The sequence below is a fragment of the Chitinophaga sp. sic0106 genome (assembly GCF_019219075.1).
In the GTDB taxonomy this organism is placed as follows: domain Bacteria; phylum Bacteroidota; class Bacteroidia; order Chitinophagales; family Chitinophagaceae; genus Chitinophaga.
On sequence record NZ_JAHUWJ010000001.1, the window covers coordinates 72,909 to 85,261 of the forward strand.

Below are 12,353 nucleotides of genomic sequence, written 5' to 3' on the forward strand. Positions count from 1 at the left end.
CAGTAGCAGTATAAACAGAACTATTAGACTTCCTAATTATTTAATTATCATCTCTTTAAATTAAACTAAAAGCAAACTCATCAATTAACAAAATAGTCACATTGTACAATTTCATATATATAACAAATAATCATGGCTAGCAATTTCCTGTTCATTCCCTTTTTTTCGAAATCTAAATAGCTGATCTCTACGTAATTACTCTTGTACCTAAATTCCATAATCCATTATTGTCCCCTATGATAGATATATCCTATGACTTTATACTATCCCTGCAAAAGGAAGTTTTGCAGCATTTTGGGATAGAGGTCATGTCGCCAGGAGAATGTAAAAACCTGAGCAGGGCAATTCTGCAGAAGACAACGCAGCTGATAAGCGAAACCACCCTCAAAAGAGTGTTTGGATTTGCTGTGGCCCAACACAGCTTTTCCCGCTTTACCCTCAACACCCTCGCTCAGTACTGTGATTATAAGGACTGGGAATCATTCCAGCAGCACCACTATATGCTGAATAATCCACAGGCAGCCAATGCTAAAAATGGTAGCCCCATTGAAGTGAAAATCCAGGAGCTGAGGACCAAAGCTTCTGCCGTGTCGCATTACACCATGCTGACGTTGCAGAACAGGTCGGGCATTAACTTCCAACACACCGTGAAGCGCCAGTACATGGTAAATCATGTGGAAAAGTTCCTGGAAAGCAACTACACGGCCACCGCCCTCATTGCACCCTCCGGATGGGGTAAATCCATTTCGCTGGTGCATATGTCGGACCACTTCTGGCATGGCACCCACCCCAAATTCAAGGACGACATCTGCTTCTTTATCCATGCACACGCCGCTGGCAGCCTGCTGCTGAAGGGATTCTCCCTCTCCACCTGGCTCGATCAGCAACTGACGCATGGCACCGGCGATAACTTCCGGGAACACTTTGCAGCCGAATTCATGAAAAATGGCTCCAGGCTGGTCATGATCATCGATGGGTTTGATGAAATCGCCGTATCGGCCGAGAAACTCAAACTTATATATACCAAGCTGGAAGACTTCATTTATACCAATGAAAAATTCCCCTGGATAAAGGTGATCCTATCCGTCCGCAGCAGTACCTGGAATGAGCTGTTTCAACGCCCTAACGACTATTCGGCCTTCCGCCGCTACTGGTACGTGGGTTCCGAAATGGACGAGGAAACCAATATCAACGTAAAACAACTCTCTGACCAGGAAATAAGAAACGTACTGGAAAAACATGAGTACCCGGAATCTGTACTTAAGCAGTTCTCCGAATCATTTTTTCAGAAACTCAGGCATCCGTATTATCTACAGCTCTTCTGCCAGCTAAACCCGGACCCGAAAACGTCTTTTATAGACGAAAACCTGAGTCTGTTTGAAATTATCTCCCGGTTTGTTCAGAATAAGGTTTTCATCTCCCCAACCAGTTCATTTAAAATCAAAATCATACAACGACTACTGACCCTGCTGGATATGGGCAGGAACGGCATGTATGTGGAAAAAATTGAACTCCTGGACAAAAACCCGGAACTGTTCCCGGCCTATAAGGACCTGCTGGCTGATAATATATTGGTAGAAGAAAACCTCAGCCAGGAGATTATGTACCATGTGAAGGTGCGTTTTGCGCATGCCTTCCTGCTGGAATACTTTGTGGCCATGCACTACCTGCAGAAAAACAGTCAGCAGGTAGGGGAAACCATCCTGGAAGACGTATTATCCTACCTTCCTGCCTCCCCTTACCGGGTAGGGGTATTTAAATGGCTGCTCCGGTTCGCCATCAACCACAAACAAACAGACGGCATCATCAAAATGCTGCACCTGCAGTTATCGATGACGGAGAAATCCCATCTGCTGGAATACCTCGTACTCCACTATCAACTGGATGGTAATGACCCGATGGAGCTGCGTTCCATTTTCCCGGCGGGTTTCTTTAAAAAGAACCCTATCGGCAGCTTTATCAATGATGAGTTTATCCACTTCAGGAAAAAGAAAGTGCTGTGGGCGCTACTTCCCCTGGCCGACACTCAAGAGGACAAGCTGAAGATCCGCAGTATGCTGTTTACCATCTCCCTACTTCAACTGGAAGCAGAGGAATGTGAAATGCACCTGCAGGCCATTAAAAAGATCTATGGCCCCGGAGAGCTGGAGGACTTATGGGTGACGCCGCATGAGATTTTACTGTTTATATATGAGCGCATGAAGTTTGGGGTGGCGGATGAACAGGTATTGCAGAAAATATACAGTTATCACCACTACCTGATACCCTGCTCCACTACCGGCAAAGAGCCTGCTACCAGCATTCCCCAGGAAATCGTGATCCGCAATATGGGTTACGCGCTGGCACTGATGGAAGATTACGGCAACCTGCTCCAATTCACCAAACTGGTATTTGCAGCCCATCCATCGCTACTGCGAAGGAAAACGGATTCGTTCAGACTTCAGATCCTTTGCTGGCAAACACATGCGCTGGCCCGCATGGGAGATATGCGCACCGCAGAGCGGGTTTGCAGACATACAGATATCATTATCAGGAATTACGCATCCGACTACTTCTCGAGCAAATACGTGGAGTCGCTGCAAAAAATGATTTCTGCCGATTACTATTACAAGGAACAGGACCTGATGCGGGCAATGAGAACAGCTGAAAATGCTGTTGAAACCGCTCAGAAACTGGATTTTAAGATCCTGGCACTCAGGAATCTGACGTTACTGAAGAGCTTATACGCAAAGCTGAATATGTCCGGAAAGATGGAAGATACACAGACTCAAATAGATACCATTAAAGCAAATACTTCTTTCAAACACGAAGCACTAAATTTTGCACGCAAAGTCTGACATAATTTTGCTTTCTTGCAGGGTAGATGGCTATTGACGAAAGCAAATATTCCGTTTCTCAAAAGCTGGTACTGCATATTTTAAGTTTACTGACTTTATTGGTACTGGCACCGTTTATAAACAGGTTTCTGCCTCCTATCAAGGCGGGCGGCTTGCACGTGGACCTGGTTGTGGCGGTAGTCATTGCATTTGCCTTTGTATACCTCCTTCGCTGGGTATTCCGGCCATTGGTCATACCGGCCTTTTTGATGGTATGCGGGCTGCTGGTAGCTAACCGGTTAGTGGAAGGTTATTCCTTTACCCACGTCATGAACGACTATAAGGGTATGGTAAGGGGCAACTGGGGCGCTAAGGATAGCAAACAGATAGATATCCTCAGTCTTTACCCGCGTAAAGTGGAAAGCTATCGCGATAAGACTGTGCGGGGCATGCGGGAGCGGATCAACTACCAGGACTCCCTGGTGCGCAATTTTTCTGTGCAGCATTCCCTCGAATATTTTGATGCTTATTGGTACAAATACGGCAAAATCGTACGTTTTCTCTCTCTTTTTAAATATATCAACTACAATTTCAAGTATGTGCTGGACTCCCGGAGGGATGAGTATTTTGCTACGCCGCGGGAAACGATTATGAATGGTTTGGGCGGGGATTGCGATGATCACTCCCTGCTGATGACCAGCTGCCTGCAATCCATCGGGGCACGTTGCCGCATTGTACTGATCAAAGGGCATGCTTATCCGGAGCTTTACTGTGGCACCAAGGAAGACTTTGAAATCATGAAACAGGCCATCATATTGCTTTTTCCTAAGCCGGCCATCAAAGAAATCTATTACCACGAGCTGAAGGGAGAGTACTGGATAAACCTCGATTATTCGGCCCGCCATCCCGGTGGTCCTTACCTGAATGATAAAGTTTACGCACTCATTGAGCTCTGATGCCCTAAATTTGCCATATGAGCAAGTTTAAGAACTTACGCAGATACCATAGCTTTTTTAGATTCAAGAAAGATTTCGAAACCTACAGTGTCAGGAAAGCAAGGAGCTACGAGATTGTCATTCATTGGCTGCACAGCAAGCTCAACAGGAATCAGTTTTTGCTGCTATCCGGGGTGCTGGTGGGTTGCGGAGCGGGAATGGCAGGTGTAGTCCTGAAAATGCTGGTTCACTACATCCACTTTGTAATTACGTACAAAGTGCATTTTTCCACACAGGTTTTTTTCTATGCCCTTTTCCCGTTTCTGGGGATCGTGCTTACTACATTGATAGTGGTCTGGTTTTTCAAGGGGCAGTCGCGCAAAGGCATACCAGCCATCCTGCACGAAATAGCCCAGAACTCGAGCATGATACCGCCGGTGAAAATGTATTCCCAGGTATTGCAAAGTGCCGTAACAGTAGGACTTGGAGGCTCTGCAGGACTGGAAAGCCCGATTGCCGTGACCGGTGCGGCGCTGGGGTCCAACTATGCCAGAACTTATAATCTTGGCTATAAGGAGCGGACCCTCTTGCTGGCAGCAGGTGCCACCGCCGGCATTGCTGCTGCATTTAATGCGCCGATTGCCGGGATGATGTTTGCGTTTGAGATATTACTGACCGGCGTGGTATTTTCAGATTTCATGCCTTTGATTGTGGCTGCCGTTTGCGGTAGTTTGTTATCCAAAATCATTTTACAGGAAGATGTACTTTTTCACTTTGAGTCGCGTACGCCGTTTAACTACATGAATGTCCCGTATTATATTGTGTTGGGCGTGTTATGCGGATTTTATGCCCGCTATTATGTGGTCATCTCCCAAAAGGTGGAACATTTTTTTAAGGAACTCAAATGGAAGCCTGTACAAAGGGCTATGCTGGGTGGAGTGTTGGTATCCGCGCTTTGTGTGGCCATGCCGCCTTTATTTGGAGAAGGGTATACGGTGGTGAAATCGCTGGCTAACGGTCACGGTGAAACGATTCTGCAAAACAGTTTTTTCCGGTACATCCCCGAACAAAATCAGATGTTGTTGATTTTCACAGGATGTATATGTTTACTAAAAGCCTTTGCCAGTTCCATTACCATCCAGAGCGGGGGTAATGGCGGGAACTTTGCACCCTCGCTGTTTTCAGGTGGCTTTCTTGGATTTTTCTTTGCGCTGTTGTGCACGCAGCTGGGCTTTTCCAATGTACCGGTTACCAACCTGGTTATTGTAGGCATGGCCGGTGTGATGAGCGGCGTAATGTATGCCCCACTGACGGCTATATTTCTGATTGCAGAATCCAGCTCCGGTTACGACCTGTTTATACCGTTAATGATTGTAGCAACAGGGTCGTACCTGATGAGTAAATGGTTTTCTCCTATATCACCGGAAATTAAGGAGCTGGCGGAGGAAGGAAAGGTGTTTACCAGGGCGCATGATAAAAACATTTTATCGCTCATAAAGATGGAAGACCTCCTGGAAACCGAAGTGCAGACCATTTCAAACAATGGCACCCTCCGTGAACTGATAGAACTGATCAAGGAAGGCGACAGCAGCAACATAGCAGTGGTGAACGAACTGGGATTATTTGAAGGGTTGATACCACTGGACAGTATCCGGCCAATTATGTTTGATCCGGAACTATATGATACCATGACTGTTAAGAAATTGATGAAGGCGCCGGCAGCGGTAGTAAAAGCGGAGGACAACATTGAAGAGGTAATCCGCAAATTTGACGCAGCGAATGCCTGGCACCTGCCTGTGGTGAAGGATAAGCGGCTGGTAGGGATGATTTCAAAATCCCGGATACTGAACCGTTATCGTAAATTACTACAGGAATATTCAGACCTATAACGCTCCTAAAACCAATTGGCTGTATGGCCCGTGTATTGATAACATTTGCGCATCCTGCGCTGGAGAAGTCGAGGATGCATGCCCACCTTGTTCCTATGATCAGGAACATGCAGGGCATTACTTTTAACGACTTATATGAGAAATATCCTGACCTCGACATTGATATATCCAGAGAACAGGACCTGCTGGCACGTCATGATATTATACTGATGCAGCATCCGCTGTATTGGTACAGCGCCCCTGCCATTATGCGGCAGTGGCAGGACCTGGTGCTGGAGCATGGCTGGGCATATGGTCATAGTGGCAAGGCGCTGAAAGGAAAGTATATCAGTAACATTATCTCTACAGGAAGTCAGGAGAAAGAATATCAGAAAGGGGGCCGGCATGGTTTCCCGCTTGAGCATTTCCTGCTGCCGTTCATTCAAACGGCCGTTATCTGTAAGATGACTTATGTCTCTCCCTATAATATTTATGGTGTACACCGTATGGACAAATCAGATATAATAGAGGAGGTGCAAAAGCTGCGTGCCATGCTGGAAATACTGAAGGCGCCGGACTTTGACCTGGCTACACTGGATAGCATTTCCAACCTGAATGAATTGATAAAAGAACCTGTACAAACCTCATAATATGGATCAGCATTCATTACTTTTTCAATCAATGGTGTACCTGGCAGCGGCGATCATATTTGTTCCGCTGGCCAAGAAAATGGGACTGGGCGCGGTATTGGGGTATCTGCTGGCGGGGGTGATCATTGGTCCTTCTGTTACAGGTTTTATAGGGAAAGAAGGGGAAGATATCATGCACTTCGCGGAATTTGGGGTGGTGATGATGTTATTTCTGATCGGGATGGAATTGCAACCGACGCTGTTGTGGCGGCTGCGATCGGCCATCCTGGGGCTTGGCGGCCTGCAGGTGCTGCTGAGCAGTGCTGCCATTGCCGGCATCGCTTTATTACTGGGCGTGCCCATCAACGCTGCACTGGCAATAGGTATGATCATGTCACTTTCCTCCACCGCGATAGTATTACAGACGCTGAATGAAAAAGGGTGGATGTCCACCGCAGCGGGGCAGAGCTCTTTCGCCGTTTTGTTGTTCCAGGATATTGCGGTAATTCCTATGCTGGCGATATTTCCGCTGCTGGCAGTGAATGCAGTGCAAACGGAATCGGCACATGCCGCATCTATCCGGGATAATCTTCCCGCCTGGGGCCAGACCCTGGTGGTACTGGGCGCGGTAGCTACGATTGTAATTGGTGGCCGCTACCTGGTAAAACCGATCATGCATATCATAGCGCGCACGAGAGTACGCGAATTGTTTACCGCCACTGCCTTACTGATGGTGGTAGCTATTGCTGTACTAATGAATCTTGTAGGCCTGAGCTCCGCATTGGGTGCATTCTTAGGCGGTGTGGTACTGGCTAACAGCGAATACCGGCATGAGCTGGAAAGTGATATTGAACCTTTCAAGGGATTGCTGCTGGGATTATTTTTTATTGCAGTAGGCGCTTCCATTGATTTTAGTTTAATCAGGCAGGAACCCTGGATAATATTTGGTTTAGTATTCGGTTTGATGACCGTGAAGGGATTGATACTTTTCTTTTTAGGGAAGATATTTAAGCTGAGCACAGATCAGAACCTGCTGTTTTCCTTTGCTTTATGCGACATCGGAGAGTTTGCATTTGTGTTGCTTTCCCTTTCCGAGCAAAGCAGGATTCTGGATGATAAGATGGTAGGCATGCTCACCGCGGTAGTGGCCATTAGTATGGCACTGACGCCGTTGCTGATGCTACTCTATGAAAAGCTGATACAGCCGCGCTTCACCATCAATGAAACCACAGATCGTGAGCAGGATCAGATTGAGGAACACAACCCCGTTATTATCGCGGGCTTTGGCCGCTTTGGCAGTATCACAGGGCGTTTCCTGCGTGCTAATGGTGTAAACGCCACCATCCTGGACATGGATTCCGACCGCGTGGATGCCTTACATAACCTGGGAATTAAAGTGTATTACGGAGATGCCTCCCGGTACGATTTGCTGGTGGCAGCCGGGGCTGATAAGGCCAAGGTGCTGATAGTAGCCATGGATGACTATGAAAAAACCACGGAAGTGGTAAAAATGGTAAAGCGCTATTTTCCGCATCTGCAAATGCTGGTAAGGGCAAAGGACAGCCAGGATACGTTTGAGCTGATGGACATGGGGGTATTGCATATCTACCGCGAAACGGTGGATACCTCGCTTCGTTTAGGCGTGGACGCATTGAACATGCTGGGTATGCGTTCCTATCACAATCACCGGGCTGCCCGTACCTTTTTAAGGCAGGACGAGCTGAGTCTGAAAAGTTTATCCGCTACCCGTGATAATAAGAAAGAGTTTGTCAGCGTCATGAAAGACAGGATTGCTGAAATGGAGCAACTGATCTCTGCCGACAAAATTAAGACCTGGCTGGATGAGGGAGAGGGCTGGGACTCCAGTTCTATCCGCGATGAGGTAAAGGGAGAACCGGAGTAATAGCCGGTTATTTGTTGATATGAGCAATGATCATTTCTGCCACATGGTGCAATAATTCTACGTCCACTTGTTTCACCTGGTCGTGCAGCGGTTTGCTGGATACTGCTCTCACATAGCCTTCTTCGTCTGGTTCGAAAGTGATTTCCTGTTCGGCAATATCCACCCTGTACACCGTTTTAAAAGGCGATTCGGCAGTGCGTACTTCGAGGATATGGGGCTGTCCTTTGTATTCAAATTTCAATGTAAAATTAGCTGTGTGCATAATGGTTACCGCTGTGAGGCGCTGCTTATTTTTCCTTGTGATAATAATGTCTGATCCGATGTTTTTCATCTCTGGACAGTTGGTGAATATACCATAGGGAAAGGTAGGCCAAGCCGCTGATTACAAAAATATAGCCGACGAAACCGAGTGTATGGAAGAATGAAGCCCATACCCATTCGTTTGTGTCAGCTTGCTGTGCTAAGATAGCCAAAAAAGCTCCTGCCGCTGCGAATACAATTGCTATTTTTTTCATGGGAGTTACAATTTGGGATACTGAATAATACGCTGTCAATATTGGATTTCGCAAACCAGGTGCCACCTGCTATATATACGTAAACGCGCGGGTAAGGGATGTTGTTCAGAGAATTATTTTCTACAGAATGTAACTTTTTATTAGGGGAGTTGAGGCGATTTTAAACAATGCCTCCGGCATCCTTTAAAATCGCGGGGAAAAGGCCTCCGGCGTATTTTAAATGCAAAAGAGGAGTGCAGCCAACTGGCCGCACTCCTCTTTTGTATAGGGACTGTTTTAAAGTTGCAGTCTGATATTCAGCTTGTTCAACCCTTTTACCAGGAACAGCATTAACACGGCGTACACCGCGCTCCAGATAATTCCAGGCAAGCCGTGGCCTACCACATCCGGCAGGTGTAACCCCAGGAAGATCAGCAGGAAATAAACGATGTCAGGCAGAATATAAGTCAGCAGCGGATTAGCGCCTGCGGGCCTGAAAAACTCCGTCCATTTGCTGATGCGTTTAACATCAATCAGGTAATACAGTACGGCGAAAACGGCTACGCAGCTGGCGGCGCTAAACAGGGCCCAGCTTGGAGTAGCATGGATTTTTGAAATCTTGTACTGCGGGCGCAGGCAAACTGCGGCCACTACAAGAATAATGAAGAAACCGGTTACTCTTGATACCAGCTTACTACCCCGGAGATCGAGGTCTTCGTCGAAGAAGAATAACGACAGCAACATACCACACAGTACTACGGCAGTATGAATAGCGTTGCCGGACTGGGCACCCAGCCAGCTGTACTCACTGTCACGGATAAACGGTTGATGCGCCAGGGCATAATAAGCCATACATACGGCAATCATCAGGAACACGCCACCGGAGGCCCCGCGTACCAGCTGATAAATAATGCAGGCATAAAGGTAAGCCCAGCCAATAAGTCCCAGGATTCCCCACCATTGTGGCTCCAGGTGACGACTGCCATCGTCGCCTCCCCGGTAAATCACAGCGAGGTAAATGAGTAATGCTGCACCGGCAGCTTTGAAGCAATAGCTGATCCAGGCTTGTTTGAACGTATAAACGTTCCACACGAGGATGGCGCCGGCATAAAATAAAAGTGCCCAGAGGGCCATAGACATACCGGTAGCTGCTGCATTTAATTCACCTGTGTTGACCATAAAAAGGCCGAGCACCAGTAATCCGAGTGTACGCCACAAGATGTGCCATTGTAGTTTCCAGAAGGTATCATCTTTGGCGAGGCGGCTGTTAATAGCGAATGGTACAGACATACCAACAATAAAAAGAAAGGCCGGGAATACTACATCCACGAAGGTCATACGGTCTTCATTTCCATGGGCATGCTGCATCCACTCCGGGATGCCGGATACACCAGCCACATTGTTTACGAAGATCATCACCAGGATAGTAATCCCTCTGAAGGCGTCGATTGAAAGGATACGCCCTTTTGTTAAGTTGTTAATCATAATGGAATTGCGGGGGATAAAGTGAGCATCAAACAAAATACAATATCAAATGGATTATTGTTAATAATTATACATGAGTGGAACCTGACGGGTCCGCAAAAACCGGTATCTTCATTTAAACTATCATCTCGCTTATGAAGAATTATTTACTGGCCGGCGTTAGTGTATCGGCCATGGCATTCTTCCTGGCTTGCAACCAGGGTGATAAAAAAGCCGCTGCGGACAGCCCTGATCCGCTGGCTGTACACCGGGATACTACGGTTGCCCCCCGCCAGGATTTCTTTGACTATGCCAATGGCGGCTGGATAAAAGCCAATCCTATCCCTGCCGAATATAGCTCCTGGGGAATTGGCAACCTTGTAAAAGAAGAGTTGTACAACCGGCTCAGGACCATCAACGAAAAAGCCGCTGATAACCCCGGCGATGCTATTTCCAATAAGATTGCTGCTTTCTGGCAATCGGGTATGGACTCTGCCAAACTGAATACTGACGGCATTAAACCTATTGCCACTCAGTTACAGGCCATTGATGCCGTTACTAATGTACAGGAGCTTGCTACGCTGAGCGCAAAGCTGTCTGTATTTACCGGCGCGCTTTGTGGCGTATATATCGGGCAAGATGCCAAAAACTCGGAACTCATGGCCGTCCAGTTCTGGCAGGGAGGTTTAGGTTTGCCTAACCGCGACTACTATTTCAACACGGACGACAGAACGGCTAAAATACGCGCGGCTTATCCTTCGCATATCTCCAAAATGCTGCAGTTCACAGGCATGCCGGCAGGGCAGGCAGATGCAGCTGCCACGGACATTGTAGCACTGGAAACCGTATTGGCAAAATCCAGTCGCAAGCTGGAAGCGCTGCGTGATCCTAATGCCAACTATAACAAAATGCCGGTGGCGCAGCTGAATAAAATTGCCGGGAATATAGACTGGAAGGCCTACCTGGAGCAGCAAGGCATCAGCAAATTTGCAGATACGGTGATCGTAGGGCAACCGGAGTTTTATACCACGCTGAGCAATGCCATTAAGTCGCAAAAGCTGGATACCTGGAAAAACTACCTCAGATGGCAGGTGATCAATGCGGCAGCACCGTATTTAAGTGATACCATCAGCGCGGCCGACTTTGCGTTTTATGGTAAGCTGATGCGCGGCCAGGAAAAGCAGCAGGTACGCTGGAAGCGGGTATTGGATGCAGAGGAATCAGCCATGGGAGAGGCATTGGGACAATTATTCGTAAAGGAATATTTCAATGCCAATGCCAAGAAAAGGTATGAGACCCTGGTAGAGGATATTCGCGGTGCGCTGAAAACACGTATTCAGCAACTAACCTGGATGAGCGACAGCACCAAGGAAAAGGCGCTGTATAAGTTGTCGAAGATCACTAAGAAAGTAGGTTATCCCGATAAGTGGAAAGATTTTTCTGCCATGGACATCAAAGCGCAAAGCTACTTTGAGAATAACCTCCGTGCAATGGAATGGTGGCATCAATATCAGGTGGCTAAGCTGGGCAAGCCTGTGGACCGTACTATCTGGGAGATGACGCCACAGACTTACAACGCTTACTACAACCCTAGCAACAATGAAATTGTGCTGCCGGCGGGAATATTCACGGTACCGGGTAAACGTGATGAGGAGCTGGATGATGCGCTGGTATATGGATATGCCGGAGCTTCCACCATCGGTCATGAGATCACCCATGGCTTTGATGATGAGGGGCGCCAGTTTGATGCCGATGGTAACCTGAAAAGCTGGTGGAGCAAGGAAGATGAGGAGAAGTTTAATAAACGTGCAGCCGTAATGGTGCAGCAGTTCAATGAATATGTAGTAGTAGATAGTTTGCGCATTAATGGCCAGGCTACCCTGGGCGAGAACATTGCCGACCTGGGTGGTATTTTGCTTGGCTGGGATGCATTTCAAAAAACCGAACAGTTTAAGAAAAACGAGAAAATCTCCGGACTATCCCCATCAGAGCGCTATTTCCTGGGATATTCCCTGGGATGGCTGAGTCACACCAAGAAAGAGGAACTGGCAAGGCGTGTACTCACCGACGTACACTCTCCGGCTAAATTCAGGGTGAACGGGCCTTTCAGTGATGTGGATGCGTTTTATGACGTATATGGCCTGAAACCGGGCGACAAAATGTATCGCCCCGACAGCTTACGGGTACGCATCTGGTAGGCGGAGATCAGCGATTTTCTTGCTAATTTTGCTGTCTAATAATTAT

Annotated in this window: 9 protein-coding genes; 6 read left to right on the top strand and 3 right to left on the bottom strand. The window is 47.4% G+C overall.

The window, feature by feature from the left end; genetic code table 11:
* Positions 1-236: 236 nt before the first annotated feature.
* From KW844_RS00295 to KW844_RS00315, 5 genes are read left to right on the top strand one after another with little or no spacing between them, the layout of a single operon-like run.
* Positions 237-2,837: an NACHT domain-containing NTPase gene (locus KW844_RS00295; RefSeq protein WP_218374718.1), complete on the top strand. Its 2,601-nt coding sequence runs from the start codon at positions 237-239 to the stop codon at positions 2,835-2,837.
* A gap of 26 nt (positions 2,838-2,863) precedes the next feature.
* Positions 2,864-3,772 (top strand): transglutaminase-like domain-containing protein, encoded by a 909-nt coding sequence (locus KW844_RS00300; RefSeq protein ID WP_218374719.1) that lies wholly within the window; start codon positions 2,864-2,866, stop codon positions 3,770-3,772.
* Between the two features lie 17 nt (positions 3,773-3,789).
* Positions 3,790-5,640: a chloride channel protein gene (locus KW844_RS00305; RefSeq protein ID WP_218374720.1), complete on the top strand. Its 1,851-nt coding sequence runs from the start codon at positions 3,790-3,792 to the stop codon at positions 5,638-5,640.
* Between the two features lie 23 nt (positions 5,641-5,663).
* Positions 5,664-6,269: an NAD(P)H-dependent oxidoreductase gene (locus KW844_RS00310; RefSeq protein WP_218374721.1), complete on the top strand. Its 606-nt coding sequence runs from the start codon at positions 5,664-5,666 to the stop codon at positions 6,267-6,269.
* Between the two features lies 1 nt (position 6,270).
* Positions 6,271-8,151 carry a monovalent cation:proton antiporter-2 (CPA2) family protein gene (locus KW844_RS00315; RefSeq protein ID WP_218374722.1) on the top strand — a complete coding sequence of 627 codons (1,881 nt, stop codon included), beginning with the start codon at positions 6,271-6,273 and terminating at the stop codon, positions 8,149-8,151.
* Positions 8,152-8,158: 7 nt separating this feature from the next.
* Here KW844_RS00315 and KW844_RS00320 read toward each other — a convergent pair whose 3' ends face one another.
* From KW844_RS00320 to KW844_RS00330, 3 genes are all read right to left on the bottom strand, one after another.
* Positions 8,159-8,482: a hypothetical protein gene (locus tag KW844_RS00320; RefSeq protein WP_218374723.1), complete on the bottom strand. Its 324-nt coding sequence runs from the start codon at positions 8,480-8,482 to the stop codon at positions 8,159-8,161.
* The gene (locus KW844_RS00325) at positions 8,439-8,666 is read right to left on the bottom strand and encodes a hypothetical protein (RefSeq protein WP_218374724.1); all 228 of its coding nucleotides are present in this window, start codon (positions 8,664-8,666) and stop codon (positions 8,439-8,441) included. The genes KW844_RS00320 and KW844_RS00325 overlap by 44 nt, the downstream gene beginning before the upstream one ends.
* 276 nt (positions 8,667-8,942) lie before the next feature.
* On the bottom strand, positions 8,943-10,130 hold the full coding sequence (locus KW844_RS00330) for a DUF5009 domain-containing protein (protein ID WP_218374725.1): 1,188 nt from the start codon (positions 10,128-10,130) through the stop codon (positions 8,943-8,945).
* Positions 10,131-10,264: 134 nt separating this feature from the next.
* Between KW844_RS00330 and KW844_RS00335 the strand changes: the two genes are divergently transcribed.
* A complete protein-coding gene (locus KW844_RS00335; protein ID WP_218374726.1) occupies positions 10,265-12,307 on the top strand; it encodes a M13 family metallopeptidase in 2,043 nt (680 codons plus the stop codon).
* Positions 12,308-12,353 lie beyond the last annotated feature (46 nt).

What these genes read in the sequence shown, in the direction of transcription:
- KW844_RS00295 (WP_218374718.1), top strand. Translation starts at nt 237, where the DNA reads ATGATAGATATATCCTATGACTTTATACTATCCCTGCAAAAGGAAGTT.
- KW844_RS00300 (WP_218374719.1), top strand. Translation starts at nt 2,864, where the DNA reads ATGGCTATTGACGAAAGCAAATATTCCGTTTCTCAAAAGCTGGTACTG.
- KW844_RS00305 (WP_218374720.1), top strand. Translation starts at nt 3,790, where the DNA reads ATGAGCAAGTTTAAGAACTTACGCAGATACCATAGCTTTTTTAGATTC.
- KW844_RS00310 (WP_218374721.1), top strand. Translation starts at nt 5,664, where the DNA reads ATGGCCCGTGTATTGATAACATTTGCGCATCCTGCGCTGGAGAAGTCG.
- KW844_RS00315 (WP_218374722.1), top strand. Translation starts at nt 6,271, where the DNA reads ATGGATCAGCATTCATTACTTTTTCAATCAATGGTGTACCTGGCAGCG.
- KW844_RS00320 (WP_218374723.1), bottom strand. Translation starts at nt 8,482, where the DNA reads ATGAAAAACATCGGATCAGACATTATTATCACAAGGAAAAATAAGCAG.
- KW844_RS00325 (WP_218374724.1), bottom strand. Translation starts at nt 8,666, where the DNA reads ATGAAAAAAATAGCAATTGTATTCGCAGCGGCAGGAGCTTTTTTGGCT.
- KW844_RS00330 (WP_218374725.1), bottom strand. Translation starts at nt 10,130, where the DNA reads ATGATTAACAACTTAACAAAAGGGCGTATCCTTTCAATCGACGCCTTC.
- KW844_RS00335 (WP_218374726.1), top strand. Translation starts at nt 10,265, where the DNA reads ATGAAGAATTATTTACTGGCCGGCGTTAGTGTATCGGCCATGGCATTC.